Source organism: Prauserella aidingensis (assembly GCF_024171865.1).
Classification (GTDB): domain Bacteria; phylum Actinomycetota; class Actinomycetes; order Mycobacteriales; family Pseudonocardiaceae; genus Prauserella; species Prauserella aidingensis.
This window is the reverse complement of record NZ_JAMTCN010000006.1, coordinates 72,314-97,268: the sequence shown is the minus strand read 5'-3', so window position 1 is coordinate 97,268 and position 24,955 is coordinate 72,314. Positions and strand designations below refer to the sequence as shown.

At 70.2% G+C, this 24,955-nt stretch carries 23 protein-coding genes; 12 read left to right on the top strand and 11 right to left on the bottom strand.

The window, feature by feature from the left end; translation table 11 throughout:
* Window positions 1–72 precede the first annotated feature (72 nt).
* The 4 genes from LY13_RS09610 (at window position 73) to LY13_RS09595 (ending at window position 5,281) form a co-directional block, all read left to right on the top strand.
* Window positions 73–1,446, top strand: a complete 1,374-nt coding sequence (locus tag LY13_RS09610; protein ID WP_253827972.1) for a cystathionine beta-synthase — start codon at window positions 73–75, stop codon at window positions 1,444–1,446.
* A 126-nt stretch (window positions 1,447–1,572) separates the two neighbouring features.
* Window positions 1,573–2,955 carry an AI-2E family transporter gene (locus tag LY13_RS09605; RefSeq protein ID WP_253827971.1) on the top strand — a complete coding sequence of 461 codons (1,383 nt, stop codon included), beginning with the start codon at window positions 1,573–1,575 and terminating at the stop codon, window positions 2,953–2,955.
* Between the two features lie 96 nt (window positions 2,956–3,051).
* Window positions 3,052–4,014, top strand: coding sequence for a hypothetical protein (locus LY13_RS09600; protein WP_253827970.1), 963 nt, complete (start codon window positions 3,052–3,054; stop codon window positions 4,012–4,014).
* A gap of 109 nt (window positions 4,015–4,123) precedes the next feature.
* Entirely contained in the window at window positions 4,124–5,281 is a 1,158-nt protein-coding gene (locus LY13_RS09595) for a cystathionine gamma-synthase (protein WP_253827969.1), read from the top strand.
* A gap of 14 nt (window positions 5,282–5,295) precedes the next feature.
* Here LY13_RS09595 and LY13_RS09590 read toward each other — a convergent pair whose 3' ends face one another.
* On the bottom strand, window positions 5,296–5,571 hold the full coding sequence (locus tag LY13_RS09590) for a hypothetical protein (protein WP_253827968.1): 276 nt from the start codon (window positions 5,569–5,571) through the stop codon (window positions 5,296–5,298).
* Between the two features lie 109 nt (window positions 5,572–5,680).
* On the opposite strand from LY13_RS09590, the gene ilvA reads away from it, so the two are divergent.
* Window positions 5,681–6,904 carry a threonine ammonia-lyase gene (ilvA, locus tag LY13_RS09585; protein WP_253827967.1) on the top strand — a complete coding sequence of 408 codons (1,224 nt, stop codon included), beginning with the start codon at window positions 5,681–5,683 and terminating at the stop codon, window positions 6,902–6,904.
* A 208-nt stretch (window positions 6,905–7,112) separates the two neighbouring features.
* Here the strand turns inward: ilvA and hppD are convergent, their stop codons facing one another.
* Window positions 7,113–8,321, bottom strand: a complete 1,209-nt coding sequence (hppD, locus tag LY13_RS09580; protein ID WP_253827966.1) for a 4-hydroxyphenylpyruvate dioxygenase — start codon at window positions 8,319–8,321, stop codon at window positions 7,113–7,115.
* Between the two features lie 120 nt (window positions 8,322–8,441).
* Between hppD and LY13_RS09575 the strand changes: the two genes are divergently transcribed.
* Entirely contained in the window at window positions 8,442–8,909 is a 468-nt protein-coding gene (locus tag LY13_RS09575) for an Lrp/AsnC family transcriptional regulator (RefSeq protein ID WP_253828072.1), read from the top strand.
* 23 nt (window positions 8,910–8,932) lie between these two features.
* On the opposite strand, the gene LY13_RS09570 is transcribed toward LY13_RS09575, so the two are convergent.
* From LY13_RS09570 to LY13_RS09545, 6 genes are all read right to left on the bottom strand, one after another.
* A complete protein-coding gene (locus LY13_RS09570; protein ID WP_253827965.1) occupies window positions 8,933–9,478 on the bottom strand; it encodes an HPP family protein in 546 nt (181 codons plus the stop codon).
* Between the two features lie 8 nt (window positions 9,479–9,486).
* On the bottom strand, window positions 9,487–9,945 hold the full coding sequence (locus tag LY13_RS09565) for a hypothetical protein (RefSeq protein ID WP_253827964.1): 459 nt from the start codon (window positions 9,943–9,945) through the stop codon (window positions 9,487–9,489).
* A 3-nt stretch (window positions 9,946–9,948) separates the two neighbouring features.
* Window positions 9,949–12,477, bottom strand: coding sequence for a molybdopterin oxidoreductase family protein (locus LY13_RS09560; RefSeq protein ID WP_253827963.1), 2,529 nt, complete (start codon window positions 12,475–12,477; stop codon window positions 9,949–9,951).
* Between the two features lie 133 nt (window positions 12,478–12,610).
* The gene (locus LY13_RS09555) at window positions 12,611–13,417 is read right to left on the bottom strand and encodes an MBL fold metallo-hydrolase (protein WP_253827962.1); all 807 of its coding nucleotides are present in this window, start codon (window positions 13,415–13,417) and stop codon (window positions 12,611–12,613) included.
* A gap of 132 nt (window positions 13,418–13,549) precedes the next feature.
* The gene (greA, locus tag LY13_RS09550) at window positions 13,550–14,047 is read right to left on the bottom strand and encodes a transcription elongation factor GreA (RefSeq protein ID WP_253827961.1); all 498 of its coding nucleotides are present in this window, start codon (window positions 14,045–14,047) and stop codon (window positions 13,550–13,552) included.
* 190 nt (window positions 14,048–14,237) lie between these two features.
* Window positions 14,238–14,732: a DUF4307 domain-containing protein gene (locus LY13_RS09545; protein WP_443678905.1), complete on the bottom strand. Its 495-nt coding sequence runs from the start codon at window positions 14,730–14,732 to the stop codon at window positions 14,238–14,240.
* A 338-nt stretch (window positions 14,733–15,070) separates the two neighbouring features.
* Here LY13_RS09545 and mca point away from each other — a divergent pair, with 338 nt between their 5' ends.
* The gene (gene mca / locus LY13_RS09540) at window positions 15,071–15,931 is read left to right on the top strand and encodes a mycothiol conjugate amidase Mca (protein WP_253828070.1); all 861 of its coding nucleotides are present in this window, start codon (window positions 15,071–15,073) and stop codon (window positions 15,929–15,931) included.
* Window positions 15,931–16,272: a hypothetical protein gene (locus LY13_RS09535; RefSeq protein ID WP_372493803.1), complete on the top strand. Its 342-nt coding sequence runs from the start codon at window positions 15,931–15,933 to the stop codon at window positions 16,270–16,272. The genes mca and LY13_RS09535 overlap by 1 nt, the downstream gene beginning before the upstream one ends.
* Before the next feature lie 24 nt (window positions 16,273–16,296).
* Here the strand turns inward: LY13_RS09535 and LY13_RS09530 are convergent, their stop codons facing one another.
* Window positions 16,297–16,926, bottom strand: a complete 630-nt coding sequence (locus LY13_RS09530) for a VOC family protein (RefSeq protein ID WP_253827960.1) — start codon at window positions 16,924–16,926, stop codon at window positions 16,297–16,299.
* A 176-nt stretch (window positions 16,927–17,102) separates the two neighbouring features.
* On the opposite strand from LY13_RS09530, the gene LY13_RS09525 reads away from it, so the two are divergent.
* The 3 genes from LY13_RS09525 (at window position 17,103) to LY13_RS09515 (ending at window position 21,852) form a co-directional block, all read left to right on the top strand.
* Window positions 17,103–19,130, top strand: a complete 2,028-nt coding sequence (locus LY13_RS09525; protein WP_253827959.1) for a thioredoxin domain-containing protein — start codon at window positions 17,103–17,105, stop codon at window positions 19,128–19,130.
* A gap of 193 nt (window positions 19,131–19,323) precedes the next feature.
* Window positions 19,324–21,210, top strand: a complete 1,887-nt coding sequence (locus LY13_RS09520; RefSeq protein WP_253827958.1) for an acyl-CoA dehydrogenase family protein — start codon at window positions 19,324–19,326, stop codon at window positions 21,208–21,210.
* Window positions 21,211–21,261: 51 nt separating this feature from the next.
* The gene (locus tag LY13_RS09515) at window positions 21,262–21,852 is read left to right on the top strand and encodes a hypothetical protein (RefSeq protein WP_253827957.1); all 591 of its coding nucleotides are present in this window, start codon (window positions 21,262–21,264) and stop codon (window positions 21,850–21,852) included.
* Between the two features lie 196 nt (window positions 21,853–22,048).
* Here the strand turns inward: LY13_RS09515 and LY13_RS09510 are convergent, their stop codons facing one another.
* Entirely contained in the window at window positions 22,049–22,489 is a 441-nt protein-coding gene (locus tag LY13_RS09510; RefSeq protein WP_253827956.1) for an NUDIX domain-containing protein, read from the bottom strand.
* Between the two features lie 90 nt (window positions 22,490–22,579).
* The gene (locus tag LY13_RS09505; protein WP_253827955.1) at window positions 22,580–23,518 is read right to left on the bottom strand and encodes an AraC family transcriptional regulator; all 939 of its coding nucleotides are present in this window, start codon (window positions 23,516–23,518) and stop codon (window positions 22,580–22,582) included.
* A gap of 212 nt (window positions 23,519–23,730) precedes the next feature.
* Here LY13_RS09505 and LY13_RS09500 point away from each other — a divergent pair, with 212 nt between their 5' ends.
* Window positions 23,731–24,954, top strand: coding sequence for a cytochrome P450 (locus LY13_RS09500; RefSeq protein WP_253827954.1), 1,224 nt, complete (start codon window positions 23,731–23,733; stop codon window positions 24,952–24,954).
* Window position 24,955 lies beyond the last annotated feature (1 nt).

The following is a 24,955-nucleotide window of genomic DNA, read 5'->3' as shown; positions in this document are numbered from 1 at the left end:
TTTCGGACAATGAAATCGAAAAGAACCCCGACTAACGATGTGCAACGGTCATCGGCTGATTACTCTGGCGGCATGGAATACGCCGAACACGTCATCGACCTCGTGGGCGACACCCCGTTGGTCAAGCTGAACTCCGTGACCGACGGAGCAGGCCCGCTCGTGCTCGCCAAGGTCGAGTACGTCAACCCCGGTGGCAGCGTGAAGGACCGCATCGCGCTGCGGATGGTCGAGGCCGCCGAGGCGTCCGGGGAGCTGAAACCGGGCGGTACGATCGTCGAACCCACGTCCGGCAACACCGGGATCGGGCTCGCGATGGTGGCGCAGCGCAAGGGGTACCACTGCGTGTTCGTCTGCCCGGACAAGGTCAGCGAGGACAAGCGCAACGTCCTCGAGGCCTACGGCGCGCGGGTCGTCGTCTGCCCGACCGCGGTGCCGCCCGAGCACCCCGAGTCGTACTACAGCGTCTCCGATCGGCTCGTCACCGAGATCGAGGGTGCGTGGAAGCCCAACCAGTACGCCAACGCGAGCAACCCCGAGAGCCACTACCACTCGACCGGCCCCGAGCTGTGGCAGCAGACCGAAGGCAGGATCACCCACTTCGTCGCGGGCGTCGGCACCGGCGGCACGATCTCCGGAACCGGCCGCTACCTCAAGGACGCCTCCGAAGGCACGGTCAAGATCGTCGGCGCCGACCCGGAGGGATCGGTGTACTCGGGCGGTACGGGGCGGCCGTACCTCGTCGAAGGCGTCGGTGAGGACTTCTGGCCGGAGACCTACGACCGCGACGTCGCCGACGAGATCATCGCGATCTCCGACGCCGACTCGTTCATCATGACGCGTCGCCTCGCCGCCGAGGAGGGACTGCTCGTCGGCGGGTCGTGCGGCATGGCCGTGGCCGCCGCGGTGGAACTGGCCAAGCGGTGCGACCCCGACGACGTCATCGTGGTGCTGCTGCCCGACGGCGGCCGCGGCTACCTGGGCAAGGTCTTCAACGACTCCTGGATGGCCTCCTACGGTTTCCTGCCGCCCGACTCGACGGACGCCACGGTCGGTGATGTGCTGCGCCGCAAGGACGGCACCCTGCCGGACCTGGTGCACACGCATCCTCACGAGACCGTCACGGAGGCCGTGGCGATCATGCGCGAGTTCGGCGTGAGCCAGATGCCGGTCGTCAGTGCCGAGCCACCCGTGATGGCCGCCGAGGTCGTCGGCGCCGTCAACGAGCGGGACCTGCTGGACAAGCTGTTCGGCGGCAAGGTCGCACTCGCCGACATGTTGCAGGACCACATGTCGCCGCCGTTGCCGACGATCGGCGCCGGCATGTCCATCACGGCCGCCATCAACGCGCTGACCTCGGCCGACGGTGCGCTCGTGCTGGAAGGTGGCAAACCCGCGGGCGTCGTCACGAGACAGGACCTGCTCGCGTTCATCTCCGGCCGGGAGTGAGCGGCGTTCGGTTTGCCTGGTTCTGCCCGCTGCCCAGCGGGGCGTTCCGGGTCACGATCGGGTGTATCCGCTAGCGTGTGCCCGAGCTAGAGACAGAAGGTCCTCGTCAAGGGGGTTCAAGCCCACATGAGTGCTCCGCAGCCACCGAACCAGCCCGGGGGTGGCGAGCAGCAGCAGCCGCCGCAGGGGCCGCCGAGTGGTTCCCAGCCCGCCCAGGACGGTCCGTTCGAGTCGGCCGAACCGACGCAGGTCGTACAGCCCGGCCAGTCGGACCAGGGCGGCCAGCCACCGCAGCAATCCGCCGACCAGGGAGGCGACGCGGCCCAGGCGCCGCAGCAGCCCGCCGACCAGGGTGGGGAGGCGACCCAGGTCGTCCAGCCTCCGCAGCCCGGTCAGCAGCAGCCACCCCAGGGCGGGTCCGAGTCGACGCAGCTCGTGTCGCCCGACATGCAGCCGCAGGCGTCGATCCCGTACGCCCCGCCCCCGAGTGCGGCGGACAACCCCGCCGCGGTGAACCCCCAGGGCTACGGCGTTCCGCAGGGCCAGCAGGGCTTCGACCCGTCGCAGGGCCAGCAGGGCTTCGGCGCGCCGGGTCAGCCCGGTGGCTTCGACCCCTCGCAGGGTCAGCAGGGCTTCGGTGCTCCCGGCCAGCCGCCGCAGGGTGGTTTCGGCCAGCCGCCGCAGGGCTACGGCCCGCCTCCCGGTCAGCCGGGAGGCTTCGGCGGACCGCCTCCGGGGCAGTTCGGCGGTCAGCCGGGCTACGGAGGCCAGCAGGGCGGCGGCAACGACACGGCGAAGACGCTGTCCATGGTTATCGGAGGCGTCAACTGTGGATTGGGCGCCATCTTCCTGATCTTCGGGCTGATCGGCGCCATCTCGTTGGCCGGCCTCACGTACGTGTCGACGGGCGCCGTCGTGACGAACTTCTTGCTGCTGATCCCGTACGCCGGCATGGTCGCCGGTGGTGTGATGGTCTTCCTTCGCAAGAGGATCCAACACTTCCTGCTGGCCGGTTCCGGTGGCGCGATCCTCCTCCTGGCCATCATCAGTGTGGCGATCTACTTCACCGCAGCCCCGATGATCGGGATTTTCGTCGGTATCATCGCGGCCGGTTCCGGAATCCTGGGCTTCTTCCCGCAGACCCGCGCGTATCTCGGCATGGACAGCGGCCCGGGTGGCTTCGGTGGTCCGGGTGGCCCCGGTGGCTTCGGTGGGCAGCCCGGCGGCTTCGGGCAGCCGCCGTACGGCCAGCCCGGTGGTTTCGGCCAGCCCGGCCAGCCGCCGCAGCAGCCCGGTCAGCCGGGTGGCTACGGCCCGCCGTCGGGTGGCTTCCCCCAGCCCGGCGGCCAGAACCCGCCGTCGGGCGGCTTCGGCCAGCCCGGTGGGCCCAACCCGCCGTCGGGTGGCTTCGGTCAGCCGGGCCAGCCGCCGCAGCAGCCGGGGCAGCCCGGTGGTTACGGCGGCCCGCCCCCGCAGGGGCCGCCTCCGGGCCAGCCGCCGCAGTGGTGACGTCCTGAGCGACGCGGTGCTGAACGACATGGTGCCGGTCCGGGGTGCTGATGCGCCGAGCACGGACCGATCTTCGGCGAAGGGGTTCACGGACGCATGAGCGCGCCGCAACCGCCGAACCAGCCCGGCGCGCCGGGACCGCACCCCTACGGGGTCGGCGGTCCCGGTGCGCCGCAGGCTTTCGGTGGACAGCAGGGTTTCGGTGTGCCGGGCGGGCCTCCTGCCGGGCATCCGGGTGGCTTCGGTGGTCCACCGCCGTCGCAGTTCGGGCCCGCGGGCCCCGGCGGCGGTTCGAACGTCGGAGCCTGGGTCACCGGCGGTGCCATCGCGCTGCTCGGCCTCGTCACGCTGATCCTGTCGATCACGCTGTGGGTCGACATCGGGAGTGCACCGGAGGTGCCGGAGGCTGCGAGCCAAGCAGGGATGACGTACGACCAGTGCGTCCAGCAGCTCGGCGAGGGGCATCAGAGCTGCGAGCAGCTGCGCACGCTCCAGGAGAACGTGGAGCAGGCCGAGGACACGGTCGCCACCCTCACGTTCCACGTCGTCATGCTTCTGGTGTCCGGCATCCTGGCCGTCGGCGCCGGTGTGCTGTGGGCGCTCAACGACAAACTGCCGCCGAAACTGCGCAGGAACCTGCCGATCATGGCGGCGGCCCCGGGCCTGCTGATGCTGGTGTTCTCCGCGATGTTCCTCAACGAAGGGGGGAACGTGACGCGGGTCGTGTTCACCCTGATCTTCGGCAGTGTGATCCTGCTGGTGGGCATTCTCGGCTCCAGTTACGGCACCGCCTGGATGGTGGGCCTCCAGGCGAAGCCCGGCGGTCCCGGCAACGCCGGTCCGCCCGGGCCTCCGGGCGGCTTCGGTGGTCCGCCCGGCCCGCCCGGAGGCCCGGGCGGCCCGCCGCAGCAGCAGTCGGCTGGTTACGGTCCTCCTCCGCAGTCGCCGCATCCGGGCCAGGCCGGCGGGTACGGCCCGCCACAGGGGCCGCCTCCGGGCCAACCGACACAGGGCCAGCCACCGCAGGGGCCGCCTCCGGGCCACCCACCACAGTGGTGAGATCCTGAAGAGCAGTACGTCCCGAGCCCCGGTCGCTTTCGAGCGGCCGGGGCTCCGTCGTTTCCCGTGTCGGGGTGTCCGGCGCCGGAGCCCGCAATAGGGTGGGCACATGTCCCACGAATCCGCCGACACCGGCTTCTCCACCCGCGCCATTCACACCGGTCAGGAGCCCGACCCGCGAACCGGGTCGGTCATCGTGCCGATCTACCAGACCTCCACGTACGCCCAGGACGGTGTCGGCGGCACCCGGGAAGGCGACTACGAGTACTCGCGCACCGCCAACCCGACGCGCACCGCCCTCGAGGAGGCGCTCGCCGCGCTGGAGAACGGCCGTCACGCGCTGGCGTTCGGTTCGGGCATGGCCGCGAGTGACGCCGTGCTGCGCACCACGCTGCGGCCCGGCGACCACCTGGTCCTCGGCAACGACGTCTACGGCGGAACCTTTCGTCTCATCGACAAGGTCCTCACCGGCTGGGGCGTCACCTACAGCGTCGCCCACCTGTCCGATGTCGACGAGGTGCGGGCCGCGATGCGCCCGGAGACGAAGCTCGTCTGGTGCGAGTCGCCCACCAACCCGTTGCTGGGCATCTCCGACATCACCGCCCTCGCGGGCATCGCCCACGAGGGCGGAGCGAAGCTGGTCGTGGACAACACGTTCGCGACGCCGTACCTGCAGACACCCCTCGACCTGGGTGCCGACGTCGTCGTGCACTCGACGACGAAGTACCTCGGCGGGCACTCCGACGTGGTCGGCGGCGCGGTCGTAACCGGCGACGACGACCTGCGGGAACAGCTGTTCTTCCTGCGCAACTCGGCGGGTGCGGTGCCGGGCGCCTTCGACGCGTGGCTGACGCTGCGCGGGCTGAAGACCCTGTCGGTGCGGATGGAACGGCACTGCGACAACGCCGAACGCATCGCCGCGATGCTGCAGGACCACCCGAAGGTCTCGCGCGTGTACTACCCGGGCCTGGCCGAGCACCCCGGACACGACGTCGCGGCGAAGCAGATGCGCCGGTTCGGCGGGATGGTCGCGTTCGACCACGTCGACGGCGAGCAGGCCGCGTTGAAGGCCGCCGCGGGCACGAACGTGTTCATCCTGGCCGAGTCGCTCGGCGGGGTCGAATCGCTGATCGAACACCCGGGACGCATGACGCACGCGTCGGCCGAGGGGTCGCTGCTGCAGGTACCCGCGGAACTGGTGCGGCTGTCGGTGGGCATCGAGGACGCCGACGACCTCGTCGACGACCTGCGCCAGGCGTTGGCCTGACCCTCCGGCGACGGCTACGGCCGGTAGTTGCGCGGCGCCTCGTCGTCGCCGCCGGCCGGGCCGCGCTGGTCGCCGGGCCCGGTTGCGGGCAGGTCCTCGCCGTCCACGCAGCCGCCGATGAAGTGCACGTTGTCGGCGTGCCGTACGTACTGCCCGGGGTCGCCGCACGAGGCGTAGCCGACCGTGAACACGGCTGCGCCCGCGAGGGCCATGGCCGACACGATGCCGGCGAGCAGCGGTGTGACACGGCCCTGCGAGCGTGCGTCTCGCGGTACCGACGGCCGTGCCATGCTGTTCCTCCGGTCGTGTGTTCGTCCCCCTGGTTCGGCTCCAGGGTACCCAACGCTTACGCGCGACATACACGGAAGCTCCTATATCGGAGGGAGAGTCGTCACAGTCATGACCGCCACGCGGCTCGTCGACCTTGACCGCATCCAGCACGCGCGGGACCTGCTCAGCGGCGTCGTCCGCGTCACCCCGATGGAGCACGCGCGTGAGTTCGCCGACACGTTCGGCGGTCCGGTCCACCTGAAATGTGAGAACCTCCAGCGCACGGGTTCGTTCAAGGTGCGGGGCGCGTACACGCGGATCCACGAGCTCTCCGCGGAGGAACGCGCTCGCGGGGTCGTCGCGGCGAGTGCGGGCAACCACGCGCAGGGCGTCGCCCTGGCGGCGTCGCTGGTCGGCACGCAGGCGACCGTGTTCATGTCGCGGAAGGCGCCGCTGCCGAAGGTCGCCGCCACGCGCGGGTACGGCGCCGACGTCCATCTCGTGGGCACGGCGTTCGAGGAGGCATTCGCGGGGGCGGCCGAGTTCGCGGAACGTACCGGTGCGGTGTTCATCCACCCGTTCGATCACCCCGATGTCATCGCAGGTCAGGGCACGGTCGGACTGGAGATCCTCGAGCAGGTGCCGGACGTCGGCACGGTGCTGGTGTCCACCGGCGGCGGCGGGCTCGTGTCGGGTGTGGCGAGTGCCGTCAAGGCGAGCAGGCCCGACGTGCAGCTCGTCGGGGTGCAGGCCGACTCCGCGGCCGCGTTCCCGCCGTCCCTGGCCGCGGGCGCACCGGTGGGGCTGGACAGCACGCAGACGCTCGCCGACGGGATCGCGGTGGCCCGGCCGGGGGAGCTGACGTTCGAACACGTGACGGAGTTGGTGGACGACGTCGTGACGGTCGGGGAGGAAGCGCTGTCACGGGCGGTACTGAACTGTCTGGAGCGGCGCAAACTCGTCGTCGAACCCGCGGGTGCGGCGCCGGTGGCGGCGCTGCTCGAGCACGAGGGTGCGTTCGAACCGCCGGTCGTGGCGGTGCTGTCCGGTGGGAACGTCGATCCGCTCCTGCTGATGCAGATCATCCAGCACGGTATGACGGCCGCGGCGCGGTACCTGTACGTGCGGCTGTGGGTGCCGGACCGGCCCGGTTCGCTGGCCGGTGTGGTGACGCGGATGAGCGAGCTCGGCGCGAACATCGTCGACATCGAGCACTCCCGCATCTCGGGCAGGCTCGGCATCGGCGAGGTCGAGGTGGCGCTGAAACTGGAGACGCGCGGTCCGGAGCACTGCGACGACGTGATCGCCGAACTGCAGCGCGCCGGCTACACCGTGGCCTCCGCCGACCACTGATCACGCACGGTAGTGCCCCCAAGGGCACCGTGGTGCATCGAACGCAGCCAGTGCCGACGTACCCGTGAGGGCTGGCGGATGGGCTGGCGGGCCGAATCTTCCCTCGCGGTGGAAGCGCTGCCGCAGCGCCGTTGCCGCGCGTGAGGGGAGGATTCGGCGCGTCCAGTGCAACCAAGGTGCCCTTGGGAGCTTTTCTCCCTCCCTCGGGTCAGAGGTTGCCGCGGCGTTCCTGTTCGCGCTCGATCGCCTCGAAGAGGGCCTTGAAGTTGCCCTTGCCGAAGCCGAGCGAGCCGTGTCGCTCGATGAGTTCGTAGAACACCGTCGGCCGGTCGCCGATCGGCTTGGTGAAGATCTGCAGCAGGTAGCCGTCCTCGTCGCGGTCGACGAGGATTCCGTGCTCCTTCAGCGTCTCGATGGGGACGCGCACCTCGCCGATCCGCGCCCGCAGTTCCGGGTCGTCGTAGTACGAGTCCGGCGTGTTCAGGAACTCCACGCCCGCCGCGCGCATCGCCGTCACGGTCGCGATGATGTCGCCCGTGGCGAGGGCGATGTGCTGACATCCCGCGCCGCCGTAGAACTCCAGGTACTCGTCGATCTGCGAGCGCTTCTTGCCGACGGCGGGTTCGTTGAGCGGGAACTTGACTCGGTGGTTGCCGTTCGACACGACCTTGCTCATCAACGCCGAGTACTCGGTGGCGATGTCGTCGCCGACGAACTCCGCCATGTTCACGAAGCCCATGACGCGGTGGTACCAGTTCACCCAGTGGTCCATGTCGCCGATCTCGACGTTGCCGACACAGTGGTCGACGGCCTGGAACAGCCGTTTGGGCGCGCCTTCGGGGCGGGTCACGGCCGACGTCCTCGCCACGTAGCCGGGCAGGTACGGACCCGTGTAGCGCGAACGGTCGACGAGTGTGTGCCGCGTGTCGCCGTAGGTCGCGATGGCGGCCATGCGGACGGTGCCGTTCTCGTCCGAGACGTCGTACGGCTCGGCGAGCACGGTCGCGCCCTGCTTGCGGGCGTGTTCGATGCAGCGGTCCACATCGGACACCTCGAGCGACAGGTCCGTGACGCCGTCGCCGTGCTTGCGATGGTGGTCCAGCAGCGGGGATTCCGGCCGCACGCCGCCGTTGATCACGAATCGCGCGGAGCCGGACTTCAGCACGAACGACTTGCGGTCGGCGTCCCCGGTTTCCGGGCCTGCGTACGCGACGAGCTGCATGCCGAACGCGACCTGGTAGAACCACGCCGTCTGGGTCGCGTTGCCGACCGCGAACACGACGGCGTCCATCGCCTTGACCGGGAACGGGTCGGCCGAGTCGTCGTGGTCCACCAGTCCGACGAGCTGTCGCAGTTGGTTGTAGTCGATGTCGTCGATCGCCTGCTCTGCGGGAGTCGCCGTTGATTCCGTCGTCATGCCCGTGAGCATGGACTCGACGGGCAGAGTGGGCAATCGTCGCCGATTCTTCTGGGCAATCTGCCCAGTCATGTCACGATGAGTCGGATCATCATGAACAATCTGCCCAGAGGGGATGCCATGACGTTCGACGCGCTCGACGCCCGGCTGTTGCTGCTGCTGACCGACGCGCCCAGGCTCGGCGTGCTCGAATGCGCGCGCAGGCTCGGCGTCGCCCGCGGCACGGTGCAGGCCCGGCTCGACCGGCTCTCCGCCGACGGCGTGCTGACGGGGTTCCCGCCGGAACTGCGCCTGGACGCGCTCGGTTACGGCCTCACCGCGTTCGCCGTGCTGGAGATCGCCCAGGGCAGGCGCGGGGAGGTCGCGGAGGAACTCGCCGCCATCGACGAGGTGTGCGAGGTGCACGCCACGACGGGTCAGGGGGACCTGTTCGTCCGCATGGTCGCCCGTTCGAACGACGACCTGCAGCGCGTGATCGACGAGGTCGTCGGTGTTCCCGGCGTGCGAAGGACGTCGACGTCGATCGCCCTGTCGACACCGGTCGCGCCGCGGGTACGGCCCCTGCTGGAGCGGATCGCGCAGGGCTGAGCCACGTCGAGCCCTCGGCACCGTCAGGACCAGAGCGGCTGGCGCACGCCGAGGAGCCGGTTGACGCCCACGCCCAACACGGTGACGAGGACGACGGCGGCGGCGACGGACGCCAACTCGCTCGCGGAGGTGAGCAGTCCCAGGCTGATGATCAAAGTTGTCGCGCCCGCCGGTGGATGCGGGCAGGCCAGCAAGCGCAGGAACAAGGCGGTCAGGGACACGGACAGGGCGGCGGCGCCGATGCGCATGCCGTTGATGCCTTCCTGAACGACCGAGGGATGGTCGGCGAGTCCGAACACCGCGAGGCAGGTCGCCCCGGCCAGGATCGCCACCGCGTGCCCGACCAGGGTGTTGCGGGGGCGTGCGGACTCCTGCATCGGAGAGTCGAAGTAGAGCATCACGACGGGGCCGAGGCTGGGAAACAGATAGGGCTGCTGGAGCAGCAGCCCTGCGAGACCGGCGGCCGCCAGCACGACCAGGCACAGGCTGAACGCGTACATGCCGGCTCCCGCTCTGCCCGCACGCTTCTCGGCAGCTCCCAATGCGCCGCCCGGCGATGCGCCTGTCATGCTCCCACCTACTTCGCGGCGATGAGGGCTTGCGGTGCCGCTTGCTTGATCCGGGTCTGCAACCACTGCAGCTGCCGCGAGGTGTCCTGCTCATGCGTCTGCACGATGCGCAGCAGCTCTCTGTCGCGCAGGCCCTGCGCCGCCTGGCCCACCACCGTCCACGTCATGTCGACGAACGAGCCCAGCATGTACAGGTCCTGCAGGTCCCGCAGTAGTCCGACACCGCCGCTACGGGTGCTGTCGAGGCCGGTCGCGTGCAGTCGTTCGGGCTCGTGCTCGCGGTTCTCCCCGTAGCGACGAATCACCGGTGCCAGGGCTTCCCATTGCTCGTCGACCTGGCCTGCGAGGACGCCGCAGAGGTACTCGACGTCGGGTTCCTCGCCGTGACCGTCGCTCACCTGGCGGAAGGCGTCGGCCAGCGAGCGCAGTGAGGAGTCGAGCAAGCCGACGTAGACGGGCAGATGCACGGTTCACCTCCTCCGTGCGGCGTGCGGCGACACGGGCTGCGGCACGCCGGGGGTGTGCTCCGGGGTCGGCGCCCGGCCCGGTGGATCGGCGACGCCGGGGTCCTCTCGCGTCTCGGACCCCTGATCGCCCCGGGTCGCGGGTACGGCCGCCGGATCGTGCGGCGCGGAAGCGGTGGTGGTCGGAGCCGGAGCGCAGCCCCGCCCCGGCGCGAGCTTGGTGACCCGGACGGCCGAGACCTTGAACAGCGGCTGCTTGGACACGGGATCCCACTCGGTCTGCGTCAACTCGTTCGCAGCCCTCGACTGCCCGTCGGAGCCGGCGGTGTCCCAGTATCCGTAGTGGAACGGGAGGAACACGGTGCCGTCGCGTCCGCGCCCGACCCTCGCCGGGGCCTCCATCGCACCACGGCGGGACTCGACCCGCACCAGGTCTCCCTCGGCGACGTCCAACGCCTCGGCGTCGCCCGGCGAGAGTTCGACCCAGGGCTCCGGGGCAGCCGTGCGCAGCTGCGCCGCGCGGCCGGTCTTGGTCCGCGTGTGGAAGTGGTAGACCGTGCGCCCGGTCGTGCAGACGTAGGGGTACTCCTCGCTCGGCACCTCCGGGGCGGGCGTGTACTCCGCGGTCTTGAGAAAGGCCCGGCCGTCGGGTCTGTCGGCCCGGTAGTTCGTCGGTGGGGTCGCACCGCCGGTGAGCAGGTCGTGCCCGTAGCTCTCGCACACCTCCGGAGCAGTGGGGAACACGCCGTCGGCGTAGAGCCGGTCGCTGCCGTCGGGATTCTCCGCATTGCAGGGCCAGGGCACTCCACTGCCACCGCGGAGCTTGTCGTAGGACAGTCCCGTGTAGTCGCACGGCCTCCCCCGCGTGCACTCCTTCCACGCCTCGAAGGCGCTTTCCGGGTCGTGCCACGTGACGAGCGGTTCGCCGTCCCGGTCGCGCAGGTCCATCCGCCGCGCGTAGTCGAGGAAGATGTCCAGGTCGCTGCGAGCCGCACCGGGAGGGTCGACGGCTTTCTCCGACAGGTGGACCGTCCGGTCGACGTTGGTGAACGTGCCCTGCTTCTCGCCCCACATCGCGGCGGGCAGCACCACGTCGGCGAACTCGGTGGTCTCGTTGGGAAAACCGTCCTGGACGACGAGGAACAGCTCCTCGCGGCCGAGGATGTTCCGGATGCGGGGCAGTTCGGGCATCGAGGCCGCGGGGTTGGTGGCCGAGATCCACAGGAAGTCGATGGAGCCCTGCTCCACGTACCGCCAGATCTGCATGGCGTGCGTCGGCGGGGCCCAGTGGGGGATGACGAGCGGGTCCACGTTCCACAACTCGGCCAGTTGGTCGATGTGGTTCGGGTTCTCCCAGTTGCGGAACCCGGGCAGGTCGCCGTCGGCACCGCACTCGCGGGTGTTCTGCGCGGTGGGTTGCCCGTTCATCTGGAGCACGCCGCACCCCGGCCGGCCGAGCAGCCCACGGAGCAGATGCAGGTTGTTCACCTGACACGACGAGGCGGTCGCCTGGTGGGACTGGTAGAAGCCTTGCAGGACGGTGGACAGCACCCGCTCCGAGGTTCCGAAGATCTCGGCTGCTCGCCGGAGGTCGTCCGGTGGCACCCGGCAGATCTCGCCCACCTTCTCCGCCGTGTAGGGCTCGACGGTGCGCGCCAGCTCCTCGAAGCCGAGCGTGTGGGCCGACACGTACTCCTCGTCCACCCACCCCTGCGTGATCAGCTGGTTCACCAGGCCGTTCATCAGGGCCAGATTCGTGCCGGGCAATGGTGCGAGATGTACACCGCCGGACTCGACCGCGGCGTCCGCGACCTTGGTGCGCCGCGGGTCGACCGCGACGATCCGCGGCCGGTCGGGGCCGTGCAGCCGGTCGAGAACCCGCATCCACAGAACCGTCTGCGTTTCGGCCATGTTGTGTCCGAACAGGAAGAGCGCGTCACAGGAGTCGATGTCGGTGTAGCTGCCCGGCTGGCCGTCGGAGCCGAAGCTCTCCTTCATCGCCGCTGCGGCGGTCGCCGTGCACAACCGGGTGTTGCCGTCCATGTGCGGTGTGCCCAGTCCCGCTTTGCCGATCACGCCGAGCGTGTAGTACTCCTCGAGAAAGAGCTGCCCGCTGGTGTAGAAGCCGTGCGACGACGACCCCACCTCGTCGAGGAGGTGCCGGGACCGCTGCACTATCCGGTCCATCGCGGTGTTCCAGTCGGTCTCGACCAGTTCGCCGTGCTCGCGGATCAACGGACGGGTGAGGCGGTCCCGTCCGTTCCACTGCCACGAGCCGTACAGCCCCTTCGGCCCCAGCCTGCCGTGGTTGACGACGTCCCCGCCGCGGCCACGAACACCGACCATGCGCCCGTCCTTGACGGCGATGTCGCAGGCACAACCGTTGCTGCAGAGCACACAGGCCGACTGCACCCAATGCTGCACGTCGGACTCGGACACCCCCTCCTGCAGGTGCTGATCGAGGCGTACCGGCCACGCGGTGTCCCGGGCATAGGGAGTTCGCTGGCCCCAGATGTCGGCGATACGGTCCGTCATGTCCCGCTCCGGCTCCTGTCGGCGGTGCAGACCGCGCAGTACCCCGTCGTTCAGCTCCGCCAAACGTCGACCGCGTACGGGCGTGCGTCGTCGGCGCGCCGGGTCGCGGGCGGGACCTCGTCGTGCCGCGCCGTCAGCCTGCGGTCTGCTCCAGGTAGCGCGCCACCGACCGGTCGACGACCCGGCTCGCCCCGCCGGTGATCGTCGCGTCCCACCAGGCGCCGTAGATGTCGTCGAACGCGAACCCGGCGAGCAGTTCCCCGGCGCGCCGGACGACGCTGGGCCGCTCGGGGATGTGGTTCGGGTAGCTGTACATGAACGCGACGAGCTCGCGGTTCGGCACGACCTGCACGATGTCGCCCGAGAACAGGGCGCCCTTGCCCGCGGCGCCGTCACTCCAGTGCAGCACGGTTCCGCCCGCGAAGTGGACGCCGAGATTGACGAGGGTCAGGTCGTCGGCGAGACGCAGCGTGTCGCCCTCCCAGAACCGGATCCGCCCGCTCGGCCTGCCGACCCATGGGCGGTCGCGTTCGTGCAGGTGGATGGGGACGTCGAACGCGTCGGCCCAGTCGACCATCGTCGTGTAGTAGTGCGGGTGGCTGATCGCGATCGCCGTGATCCCGCCGAGCTCGGTGACCCGGCGGATCATCTCGTCGTCCAGGTAGGCGACACAGTCCCACAGCACGTTCCCCGATGCTGCGGGCACGACGAGCGCTCGCTGGCCGATCCCGAACCGCTCGCGGGTGCCGACGCCGTACACGCCGGGGGCCTGCTGTTCGACGGCGACCGTGTAGCCGGCTTCGCGCAGCCGGGCCAGGTTCGTCCACTGCTGGCCGGAGGGCGGCACGTACTGGCGTTCGTCCTCGCAGATCGGACAGTCCGGCCGCGGTTCGGCGTACTGCGTCCCGCAGGTGAGGCAGATGGGCAACTCGGCGCTCATGGGCACCAGCGTGGCAGAGGCGTCCGCCACCGACCTGCGGAAGCGGGAACCGGCCCGCAGCCCGATGCGACGAACGGCGCGCCCCGACTGTGAGCCGGGACGCGCCGTTCGTGGTCGCTGGGGTGATCCCCGTCAGCTGGCGCTGTAGGGAACCGCCTTGAGCAGCTTGACCTTCTCGGTCTTGCCGTTGGGCAGCGGGTACTCCCGCGTCTCGCCCTCCTTGGCACCGAGCAACGCCTGCCCCAGTGGCGAGTCCGGCGAGTAGATCTCGAGCTCGCCCCCGCCGCCTTCCTCACGTGTCGCGAGCAGGAACGTCTCGGAATCGTCATCGCCGTCGTACTGGATGGTCAGCACCATGCCCGGCTCGGCGACTCCGTTGTTGGACGGAGCCTCGCCGACCTTGGCATTGCGCAGGAGCTCCTGCAGGTGACGGATGCGGGCTTCCTGCTGGCCCTGTTCCTCGCGGGCCGCGTGGTAGCCACCGTTCTCCTTGAGGTCGCCTTCCTCGCGGCTGTCGTTGATCTTCGCGGCGATGACCGGACGATTCTCGATCAACTCATCGAGCTCGCTCTTGAGCCTGTCGTAGGCATCCTGGGTCAGCCAGGTCACCTTGGTGTCGCTCACGGTCACCATCTCCTCCTAGCCTGCCGAGCCTGGGTGTGCAGGCCGGCCGCCACGCCTGGCGGCGCGGTGTCAAATAAGGAAAGACACGGCCCCGCTAGGACCGTGCCGATGGTCGAGCGTAGCACGAAACAGCCGCCGAATGCCGCTCAACGCAATTGCCGTCGGACACTCGGCGCTCGTTTCACTCCGTTGGCCGCTAGGGGCTTGACAGATATTGCGGAATATCGTAGCTGCAGCCGTAGACGTCCGCCGTGACGGGTCGGCCGATGCTCTGGATCACCGTGGAGACGCGTTCCCGGCCCGGTGCGACCAGGATCTCTTTCCGCCCACTTTCCTGGCCGGAGCGGTTGCGCGCACGTACAATGCACACTCCCTCTCGGTCGGGGTCGTTGCGCGAGACGTCGATGGTGATCTGCACGGCGTCGCCCGGCCGCTCCTCGTACGTCACGCGCTGGGCGTCGATGGGTGCTCCCGCGAGGTTCTGATACCCGACATAGGCGGCGACACCGCTCACGACCAGCGCGATCGCGGTGAACGTCCACACCTGCCACCGGCCGCGGCGTCGCTTCGGCGTGCGCGCGGCACCGTATCGGTCGGCCAACCGGTCCCGGGCGTGTTGCGGGTCCGGCTGCGGCGCACCGGCCGCCTGCGTGTCGGCCGCGGCGTCGTCGGGTGTCGGCTCCTCGGGCAAAACGGAGGCCTCCGGTCGGGACTGTCGTGGCTACCAGGAAGATGGATGTCGTCCCCGGCGTTACGAGTATCCGGGGAGGCCTGCCGGGTGCGGGCTCCGGGGTCTGCGGGCCGGCCCGGGGATCGTGCCGGTGAGGCCGCGCGCACCGGGGCGTGGGAGGTGACGCCGGCGGGCACGACCCTGTGTGTCGGCGGAAGGCAGTACGCCGGCGCACGGCAGTGGACAGCAGCGGATACAGCACAGGTGTGAGAGGGGTCTGGTCGGTCATGACTGGATCGAACGGAACGGGACCGGTCGAAGCCGGGCAGGCGGAGGCGGCGAGCAAGGGCTTGCGGCTGATGGCCGTGCACGCCCACCCCGACGACGAGTCGAGCAAGGGCGCGGCCACCATGGCCCGGTACGTGGCCGAGGGTGCCGACGTCATGGTCGTGACCTGCACCGGCGGTGAAGCCGGTGACGTGCTCAACCCGGCGATGGACCGGCCCGAGGTGCACGAGCACATGGACGAGATCCGGCGTGAGGAGATGGCCACCGCCGCGAAGGTCCTCGGTGTGCAGCACCGCTGGCTCGGCTTCGTCGACTCGGGGCTGCCCGAGGGCGACCCGCTGCCGCCGCTGCCCGAGGGCTGCTTCGCGCGGGTGCCGCTCGAGGAGCCGACCGAGGCCCTCGTGCGGGTCATGCGGGAGTTCCGGCCGCACGTCGTGATCACTTACGACGAGAACGGCGGCTACCCGCACCCGGATCACATCCGCACGCACGAGGTGTCGATGGCCGCGTTCGACGCCGCGGCCGACCCGGACCGGTTCCCCGACGCGGGCGAGCCGTGGCAGGCGTCGAAGGTCTACTACGTCCACGGCTTCTCCCGCGCCCGCATCACCGCGTTCCACGAGGCGCTGCTCGAGGCCGGGCAGGAATCGCCGTGGGCGGAGTGGCTGGAACGGTGGGACCCGGACAAGCCCGACATTATGGAGCGGGTGACCACCCAGGTGCCGTGCTCGGAGCACTTCGAGCAGCGTGACGACGCCCTGCGTGCGCACGCGACCCAGATCGATCCGACCAGCCGGTGGTTCGCCGTCCCGCTCGAGACGCAGCGCAGGCTGTGGCCGACCGAGGAGTACGAACTCGCCCGCTCGCTTGTCGACAGCACCGTTCCGGAGGACGATCTGTTCGCGGGCGTGCGAGAGAAGGTGAACCCCTGATGTTGCCTGCGGCGATGACCGGTCCGGCCATGGCGGCGACCGAGGTTCTGGCCCAGCAGCAGGACACCGGCGGGCAGGGACAGGACTTCGGCAAGTCCTCCCCGGTCGGGCTCCTGCTGATGCTGGTGTTCCTGATCGCGGTCGTGTTCCTGGTGCGGTCGATGACCAAGCACCTCAAGCGAGTCCCCGCGAGCTTCGCCGACGCCGATGGCGACTCCGGCGGGGACTCGTCCGGACCGAGCGATGGCGATGGCGACGGGGACGGGACCGGGGACGCGGCGAGCGGGGCCGAGACCGTGTCGGCGGCATCCGGCGAACAGGCCAAGCGCGACGAATCCTGACCTCGGACCGCGGCCGGACGGCCGTCAGGCGAACAGGAACGTGTGCCCCGACGGCAGGTGGACGGGCGCGAACGCCGTCGCAGGCCGGTCCGCGACCTGGATGACGGCCGTCCATCCCGGCGGCTCACCGGTCCGGATGCGGAACACGGCGCCGGTCATGGGCAGGCCGAGCCGGTCGCGGTAGAACCCGGCCGCGGCGGTCGGTGTGACCGACGTGTGCACCAGACGTCGCGGGGTTCCCGGGGCCGTCGAATGCGTCCATCCCGCGAACGTGCCGGGTTGCCACAGCGAGACGGCCGCGCCGAACGGGTCGACGATCGTGGCGAGCACGCCCAGGTCTCCGATCGGCGACGGCTCGACGACCGACGTGGCGCCCGCGGAGACGGCGGTGTCGTGCACGGCGGCGGCGTCCTCGACGGCCACGTAGTAGCTCACGTGCGGCGCGGTGCCCGGCGGATACGCGCCGCTGTGGAGGCTGCTCAGTCCCGCCATCCAGTGGCCGTCGAAGCGGGCCTTGCGCGCCGTCGCCGGGTCGCGGTGATCGTCGGGGTCGACGACGCATTCCCAGCCCAGCGCGGCATCCAGTTCCCGCTCCGTCGCGTCGAGGTCGGGTGTCTTCAGGTCCATCCAGCAGAACTCGCCGGCAGGGCGCATACGGAGGATCGTGACCGCCCGGTTGGTCCGATGCAACCGGAATGCCCCGTTGCTGCGCAGCGGGTGGTGGTGCGGTGACGGCCGCGACGGTCGCCGTGTTGCCGAGGACCGGTGACAAGTCTCGTCTCCGGCCGGGCACACGTGCGTGGCGCGCGGCGGCAAGGGAGACTCTCGGTATGGCCAATCGCCTTGCGAACTCGACGAGCCCGTACCTGCTCCAGCACGCCGACAACCCGGTCGACTGGTGGCCCTGGTGTCCGGAGGCCCTGGCCGAGGCGGCCGAACGCGACGTCCCGATCCTGCTGTCGATCGGCTACGCGGCCTGCCACTGGTGTCACGTCATGGCGCACGAGTCCTTCGAGGACGACGACATCGCCGCGGTGATGAACGAGCACTTCGTGAACATCAAGGTCGATCGCGAGGAACGTCCGGACCTCGACGCCGTCTACATGTCGGCCACGCAGGCGATGACCGGCCAGGGCGGCTGGCCGATGACGTGCTTCCTCACCCCGGACGGCAAACCGTTCCACTGCGGCACGTACTTCCCGCCCCGGCCGGTGCACGGCATGCCCGCGTTCAGCCAGGTGCTCGACGCGGTCGCGAAGGCGTGGTCGGGGCGGCGGGACGAACTCGTCGAAGGCGCGGGCAAGGTCGTCGATCATGTCGTGGAGCAGTCCGGTCCGCTGCGCCAGCAGACGCTCGACGACGAGGCGCTGACGAGTTCCGTCACGAAACTGAGGCAGGAGACCGACCCGGGCTACGGCGGGTTCGGCGGGGCGCCGAAGTTCCCGCCGTCGATGGTGCTGGAGTTCCTCATGCGGCACTACGAGCGGACCGCCAACCCAGCCGCGTTGTCCATTGTGGAACTGACGGCGGAGGGGATGGCGCGCGGCGGCATCTACGACCAGCTCGGCGGCGGGTTCGCGCGGTACTCCGTGGACGGCCGGTGGGTCGTCCCGCACTTCGAGAAGATGTTGTACGACAACGCATTGCTGCTGCGCGCCTACACGCACATGGCGCGCCGCACCGACCATCCGGGTGCTCGCCGTATCGCGACCGAGACGGCCGAGTTCCTGCTGCGGGACCTGCGCACCGACCAGGGCGGGTTCGCCGCGTCCCTCGATGCCGACACCGACGGCGTGGAGGGCTCGACGTACGTGTGGACGCCGCGGCAGCTCGTCGAGGTGCTCGGCGACGACGACGGCGCCTGGGCCGCCGAGGTCTTCGCCGTCACGGAGGAGGGCACGTTCGAGCACGGCACCTCGACGTTGCAGCTGCCCGCCGACCCCGACGACACCGACCGCTGGCAGCGCGTGCGCGAGACGTTGCTCGCGGCGCGCGACCGGCGGCCGCAGCCCGCGCGCGACGACAAGGTGATCGCCGGGTGGAACGGGCTGACGATCGCGGCGCTGGCCGAGGCGGGCGTCGCACTGGGCAGGGCGGAGTGGGTCGACGCCGCGAGCGAGGCGGCCCGGCTGCTGCTCAACGTCCACGAGGTCGGCGGCCGGCTGCGGCGCAGTTCCCGTGACGGCGAGGTCGGCGACGCGGCAGGCGTGCTCGAGGACTACGCGTGCACCGCGGACGGCCTGCTCGCGCTGCACCAGGCCACCGGGGAGGCGGGCTGGCTGACCGAGGCGCTGCGACTGCTCGACGAGGCGGTCGACCGGTTCGCCGCGGAGGCCCCGGGCGCGTTCCACGACACCGCCGACGACGCCGAGGAGCTGTTCAGCCGACCTGCGGACCCGACGGACAACGCGAGCCCGTCCGGCGCGTCGGCGCTCGCGAGTGCGTTGTTGACGGCGTCGGTGCTCGCGGGGCCGGACAGGGCGAGCCGGTACCGGTCGATCTGCGAACAGGCCGTCGCGCGGGCGGGCGCACTGGTGATGCAGGTGCCGCGGTTCGCGGGCAACTGGGCGGCCGTGGCGGAGTCGCTGCTGGCCGGGCCGGTGCAGGTCGCGGTCGTGGGGGAGACGGAGTCGTCGCGTTCGGAGCTGTTCGAGACGGCGGCGCATCGAGTGCCGGGCGGCGCGGTCGTCGTGGCCGGGCAACCCGATGCGGGCGGCGACCTCGATGCGGGCGGGGTGCCGCTGCTGTCCGGCCGGCCGTTGGTCGACGGCGAATCCACCGCCTACGTGTGCCACGGGTACGTGTGCGACCGGCCGGTGACCGAGCAGGACGACCTCGTGCGGGCGCTCACCCGCTGAGTCGTGCCCACCGCCCTGCCCACCGAACCCTGCCCACCGAGCCCGCCCACCGAACGTTGCCGCCCGAGCGCTGTCCGCCGATCCCGGGGCGCACCCTCGGGCGAGTGTCCACTGTGGCTCCCGGCGAGTGAAGACCGCGGGAACCGGTGCGTGTCACAGTGCGCTCGCCGGGCTCGTCCGGCACGCTGGCGGCATGAACTCCCTGACAGACGTCCTCGACGGCCGGTGGGCGGGCATCCGCCGTGACGTGCGTGCACAGGTGGCGGGTACGGCCCAGCCCGACGCGTACGGCCTGGGCCGCGAGGAGCACCGCGCGCAGGTGCTCGGGCAGCTGCACGAACTCGCCGCGACGGGCAGGCCGCACCTCGGTTTCCCCGTCGAGTACGGCGGCAAGGGCGACATCGGCGGGACGATCGTCGCGTTCGAGATGCTCGGGTTCGGAGACCTGTCGCTGATGGTCAAGGCCGGCGTGCAGTGGGGACTGTTCGGCGGCGCGGTGGAGCTGCTCGGCACGCGTGAGCACCACGAGAAGTACCTGCGTTCGATCATGGACCTGGAGCTGCCCGGGTGCTTCGCGATGACGGAGTACGGCCACGGCTCGGACGTGCAGAACCTGCGCACCACGGCCACGTACGACCCGGCCGCCGAGGAGTTCGTGATCCACACTCCGGACGCGTCGGCGCGCAAGGAGTACATCGGCAACGCCGCGCGCGACGGGCGGATGGCGGCGGTGTTCGCCCAGCTCGTCACCGGAGGTGAGAGTCGCGGGGTGCACGCGTTCCTGGTGCCGATCCGTGACGACGCCGGTGTCGCGATGCCGGGCGTGACGATCGAGGACTGCGGCCACAAGGCCGGTCTCAACGGGGTCGACAACGGGCGGCTGACGTTCGACGAGGTGCGCGTCCCGCGGACCGCACTGTTGAACCGCTACGGCGACGTCGCCCCGGACGGCACGTACGACAGCCCGATCTCGAGCGACGGCAAACGGTTCTTCACGATGCTCGGCACGCTGGTGCGTGGCCGGGTCAGTGTCGCGGGCAGTGCGGGCAGCGCGACGAAACGGGCGCTGACGATCGCGGTGCGCTACGGCGACCGGCGCACGCAGTTCGAACGGCCCGGAACCGACGACGAGGTGGTCGTGCTGGACTACCTCGGCCACCAGCGGAAACTCCTGCCCGCGCTCGCGACGACGTACGCGCTGCACTTCGCGCAGGAGGAGCTCGTCGCCGCGCTGGACGAGCTGCAGCACACTGCCGAGCCGGCCGAGCGCAGCCGCCGCGAGCTGGAATCGCACGCCGCGGGAGTGAAGGCGGTCGCGACCTGGCACGCGACGTCGACGATTCAGGCCGCGCGGGAGGCGTGCGGCGGCGCGGGATATCTCGCCGAGAACATCCTGCCGCAGCTCAAGGCCGACACCGACGTGTTCACCACGTTCGAGGGCGACAACACGGTGCTGCTGCAGCTCGTCGCGAAGGGACTGTTGACGAGCTACAAGCAGGAGGTGCAGGACCTCAGTCCACTCGAGACGGCGCGGTTCGTGGCGGAGCAGGTCGTCGACACCGTGATCGAACGGACTTCGGCGCGCAAGGTGATCGAACGGATCATGGACGCGAGCCCGCGCCGGGACGACGAGGACTCGCTGTTCGACCGTGCCTGGCAGATCGCCGCGTTCGAGGACCGGGAGGAGCATGTGCTCGACAGTCTCGTGAAGCGGTTGCGGAAAGCGGGCCGTGACAACGGTTTCGAGGTGTTCAACAGCGCGCAGGACCATGTGCTGCGCGCGGGCCGCGTGCACGTCGACAGGATCGTGCTGGAGGCGTTCGTCGGCGCGATCGACCGGTGCACCGACCCGGACAAGAAGGCGCTCCTCGAGCGAGTGTGCGACCTCTACGCGCTGGCCAACATCGAGGCCGACCGCGCCTGGTTTCTCGAGCACGGCCGGTTCACGGCCCAGCGCGCCAAAGCCGTGGTGGCGGCGGTGAACGAGCTGTGCGGGGAATTGCGCCCACGGGCTCGTGAACTCGTCGACGCGTTCGCCGTCCCGGAGCGGTTCCTGGCCGCCCCGATCATCGCGGACTAGCGGCGGGAGTCCTCAAGATCAGGCTGTCGGCTGTTCCTGATAAGAAGAGTCATGGGCTCGGCCGACAGACATGTGTGGGCGCACGTTGACGAGTCGTTCCCGCAGTTGCCCAACGGCCGGTTCGTGTATGCCTTGGCCAACGTGGTGACCGATGCGGACCAACGTCGCGCGATACGGGGCGAGCTTCAATCGCTGGCTGACCGTGACGGTGTGCGAGCTGTGCATTTCGCCGATGAGAATCAAGCGCGCCGTGTGGCGCTCGCCAAACAGGTCGCCGGGCTGGAGTTGCTCGGAACGATCGTCGTGACACAGACCAGTGCCGCGCAGAAACTCGAGGACTGCAGATCACGCTTGCTGACCGCCGCTGCAGCCACATTGCAGCGCACCGAGTATGTGAGTCGGCTCGTCGTGGAATCACGCAGTCAGGCTGACAAGAACGACAGGAAGACGATCGATGTCGCCCGGTCACGTCGACAACTGTCCGGCCGGTTGACCATCGACTTCGCACGCAAGAGCACGGACCCGGTCTTGTGGGTGGCCGACGTCGTCGTCAGTGCCTTCACCGTCGCCGAGAAGGGCGGTGACCCCGAGCCCTGGGAGGTGTTGAACGACGGTCAGGTCATCGACGTGCGGCGCCTCTAGCAACGCTGCGTCCGTGGGATGCGCAAGGGCCCGGTCCCGCTATCCCGCGGGGGCCCGGGCCCTTACTTCCAGTCACGTCCTCGAACGCCTGGCAGCTCGTCGCAACCAAGTTGCGTCTCTACTATAGCGCATCCCGGTCCGCTGTCGACGCGTTCGCCGTCCCGGAGCGGTTCCTGGCCGCCCCGATCATCGCGGACTAGACACGTTCGAGGTGGTAGGACGCGGCCGCGTCCGGCGCCGACCCCGTGGCCAGCGCGTCGAGCGCCAGGCGGGTCGCGGGGAACAGCGCGTCCGGCAGCGCGTCGCCGGGGAACCATTCCCAGGTGCGGAACACCTGCGGTTCGAGCACCTGTGGTTCGCCGCGGACGTCGCGGGCGAGTGCCACGGCGGTGGCAGTGACGCCCGGTTCGGGCGAGAGCACGAGGTGCGCGACGTCCACGGATCCCGCGACGAGTCCGGTCTCCTCGGCGAGTTCGCGTGCGGCGGCGCGTTCGAAACTCTCGCCGGGGTCGACCGCGCCACCGGGCAGGCACCACACGGTCGGTTCGCCTGCCTTGTCGCGCAGCCCGAGCAACACGCGTTCGTGGGCGTCACGCACCACGACGCCGACTCCGACGGTGCCGTTGCCGCTCGCCATCAGCGCAGTCCGGTGCGGGAATCGGCGCGGGTCATCGTCACTCCTCGAACGTTCCGGGGGATGGTCGGCCGCAGCCTACGCGTCGACGCGTCAGTCCCGCGCCTGCGACGGCGGCCTGCCGTAGCGCTTGCGATACGCCGCGGCGAACCGGCTGGCACTGGAGAAACCCCAGCGCGCCGCGACGTCGCTGACCGTCGGCGCGGCCGGCCCGACCAGGTCGGCGTGCGCGCGACGCAGGCGCACGTCCGTCAGGTACTCCGTGGGCGTGGTCCCGACCCATCGGCGAAACCCTTCCTGCAGCCGCCGTGCCGTCGTGCCCGCGACGGTCGCCATCTCGCCCGCCGTCCACGCCCGGCCGGGGTCCTCGTGCAGCTCGTCGAGCAGCCTGCGGATCGAGCGCGGTCGCGCGGGGGCACCTTCGCCCGAATCGGGGCAGCTCGCGAGGAGGAACCCCGCGGCGACCGCGCCGGCGAGCTGCTCCCGCACCGGCCCGACGTCGGAGAATAGCTCGGGGTTCTGCAGATGCGCGGCGAGACTGCCCACGACCTGCCGCCAGGCGTGCGCACGTCCCGCATCGAGTTGCAACTGGTCGGGGAGCTCCGCGCGCAGTCCCGCCCGATCGGTGCCGATGATCCGTTCCGACTCGCGGTCGAGCCACGCGCTGTCGAACTTGACGCCCAGCACGGTGCAGGTGGCGTCCCAGTGGCTGATCAGCGACGGCGTGTCGGCGCGGAAGATCGTGCCCTGCCCGGGCACCGACGACACCGGCCCGGTCCTGCCCCGGCTCTCCAGGTGACCCGTGAGCGGCAGGTTCACCTCGTAGGCGCCCGGATAGTCGCACTCGATGCCGACGTCGGCGCCCCAGCCGACGTGCCCGACCAGCACCGGGCCGAGGTCGAGGGTGCGCAGCGTCAGTCGCGGCTCGCGGCCACCACCCAGCGGCCGGAGCTCGTGGGGAAAGTACGCGTCCGCCACCTCCCGGGACGCCTGGTCCCAGTCGTGCGGTGCGCGACCACGTCGTGCGCGCATAGGCACAAACCGTACCCGAGACACAGATCACGAACTAGGAACCGTGCCACGGGCGTGCGCAGCGGGTTCCGCCCGGCGGGTTCCGGAACGACGAAAAATCGTTCCGGCCGCGCGATCGGTGTCGTCGGCGCGCGACGCGTGTCGCCCGGGGTGTGTGGGCGGCCCTACGGTCCGTGCTCATCCCGGACAACGACGTGGGAGGAGACGCCCTGATGACGACCACCGAACGGCCCGATCTGTCCTGGCTCGACGAGGTCACGATGGCCGATCTGGAACGCAACCCGTACGCCACGTACGAACGGTTGCGCGCCGAGGCGCCTCTGGCATACGTGCCCGTGCTGGGTTCGTACGTGGCCTCGACCGAGGAGGTCTGCCGCGAGATCGCGACGAGTCCCGACTTCGAAGCCGTCATCACCCCGGCGGGCGGCCGCACGTTCGGGCACCCGGCGGTCATCGGTGTCAACGGCGACGTGCACGCCGACCTGCGCACCATGATCGAGCCCGCCCTGCAGCCCGCCGAGGTCGACCGGTGGATCGACGACCTCGTGCGGCCCATCGCGCGGCGCTACCTGGAGCAGTTCGAAAGCGACGGTCAGGCCGAGCTGGTCGCCCAGTTCTGCGAGCCGGTGAGCGTGCGCTCCCTCGGCGACCTGCTCGGACTGCAGGACGTCGAATCGGACAAGCTGCGCGAATGGTTCGCCAAGCTGAACCGCTCGTTCACCAACGCGGAGATGACCGCCGACGGCGAGTTCGCGAACCCGGAGGGCTTCGTCGAGGGTGACGAGGCCAAGGCCGAGATCCGGTCGATCGTCGACCCGCTGATCGACAAGTGGATCGAACACCCCGACGACAGCGCCATCTCGCACTGGCTGCACGACGGCATGCCGCCCGGCCAGACGCGCGACCGCGAGTACATCTACCCGACGATCTACGTCTACCTGCTCGGCGCGATGCAGGAACCGGGCCACGGCATGGCCTCCACGCTCGTGGGGCTGTTCAGCAGGCCGGAGCAGCTGGAGGAGGTCGTCGACGACCCGACGTTGGTCCCGCGTGCGATCGCCGAGGGTGTGCGCTGGACGTCGCCGATCTGGTCGGCCACCGCGCGGATCTCCACCAAGCCGGTGACGGTGGCGGGCGTCGACCTGCCCGAGGGCACGCCGGTGATGATGTCGTACGGCTCCGCCAACCACGACACCGGCCGGTACGAGGCGCCGACCACGTACGACCTGCACCGTCCGCCGCTCCCGCACCTCGCGTTCGGCGCGGGCAACCACGCGTGCGCGGGCATCTACTTCGCCAACCACACCATGCGCATCGCGCTGGAGGAGCTGTTCGAGGCGATCCCCAACCTGGAGCGCGACACCCGCGAAGGCGTCGAGTTCTGGGGCTGGGGGTTCCGCGGGCCGACCAGCCTGCACGTGACCTGGGAGGTCTGAC

Excerpts from the sequence above, each read along its gene's own strand:
- LY13_RS09610 (WP_253827972.1), top strand. The coding sequence starts at position 73 with ATGGAATACGCCGAACACGTCATCGACCTCGTGGGCGACACCCCGTTG.
- LY13_RS09605 (WP_253827971.1), top strand. The coding sequence starts at position 1,573 with ATGAGTGCTCCGCAGCCACCGAACCAGCCCGGGGGTGGCGAGCAGCAG.
- LY13_RS09600 (WP_253827970.1), top strand. The coding sequence starts at position 3,052 with ATGAGCGCGCCGCAACCGCCGAACCAGCCCGGCGCGCCGGGACCGCAC.
- LY13_RS09595 (WP_253827969.1), top strand. The coding sequence starts at position 4,124 with ATGTCCCACGAATCCGCCGACACCGGCTTCTCCACCCGCGCCATTCAC.
- LY13_RS09590 (WP_253827968.1), bottom strand. The coding sequence starts at position 5,571 with ATGGCACGGCCGTCGGTACCGCGAGACGCACGCTCGCAGGGCCGTGTC.
- ilvA (WP_253827967.1), top strand. The coding sequence starts at position 5,681 with ATGACCGCCACGCGGCTCGTCGACCTTGACCGCATCCAGCACGCGCGG.
- hppD (WP_253827966.1), bottom strand. The coding sequence starts at position 8,321 with ATGACGACGGAATCAACGGCGACTCCCGCAGAGCAGGCGATCGACGAC.
- LY13_RS09575 (WP_253828072.1), top strand. The coding sequence starts at position 8,442 with ATGACGTTCGACGCGCTCGACGCCCGGCTGTTGCTGCTGCTGACCGAC.
- LY13_RS09570 (WP_253827965.1), bottom strand. The coding sequence starts at position 9,478 with ATGACAGGCGCATCGCCGGGCGGCGCATTGGGAGCTGCCGAGAAGCGT.
- LY13_RS09560 (WP_253827963.1), bottom strand. The coding sequence starts at position 12,477 with ATGACGGACCGTATCGCCGACATCTGGGGCCAGCGAACTCCCTATGCC.
- LY13_RS09555 (WP_253827962.1), bottom strand. The coding sequence starts at position 13,417 with ATGAGCGCCGAGTTGCCCATCTGCCTCACCTGCGGGACGCAGTACGCC.
- mca (WP_253828070.1), top strand. The coding sequence starts at position 15,071 with ATGGCCGTGCACGCCCACCCCGACGACGAGTCGAGCAAGGGCGCGGCC.
- LY13_RS09535 (WP_372493803.1), top strand. The coding sequence starts at position 15,931 with ATGTTGCCTGCGGCGATGACCGGTCCGGCCATGGCGGCGACCGAGGTT.
- LY13_RS09530 (WP_253827960.1), bottom strand. The coding sequence starts at position 16,926 with ATGCGCCCTGCCGGCGAGTTCTGCTGGATGGACCTGAAGACACCCGAC.
- LY13_RS09525 (WP_253827959.1), top strand. The coding sequence starts at position 17,103 with ATGGCCAATCGCCTTGCGAACTCGACGAGCCCGTACCTGCTCCAGCAC.
- LY13_RS09520 (WP_253827958.1), top strand. The coding sequence starts at position 19,324 with ATGAACTCCCTGACAGACGTCCTCGACGGCCGGTGGGCGGGCATCCGC.
- LY13_RS09515 (WP_253827957.1), top strand. The coding sequence starts at position 21,262 with ATGGGCTCGGCCGACAGACATGTGTGGGCGCACGTTGACGAGTCGTTC.
- LY13_RS09510 (WP_253827956.1), bottom strand. The coding sequence starts at position 22,489 with ATGGCGAGCGGCAACGGCACCGTCGGAGTCGGCGTCGTGGTGCGTGAC.
- LY13_RS09505 (WP_253827955.1), bottom strand. The coding sequence starts at position 23,518 with ATGCGCGCACGACGTGGTCGCGCACCGCACGACTGGGACCAGGCGTCC.
- LY13_RS09500 (WP_253827954.1), top strand. The coding sequence starts at position 23,731 with ATGACGACCACCGAACGGCCCGATCTGTCCTGGCTCGACGAGGTCACG.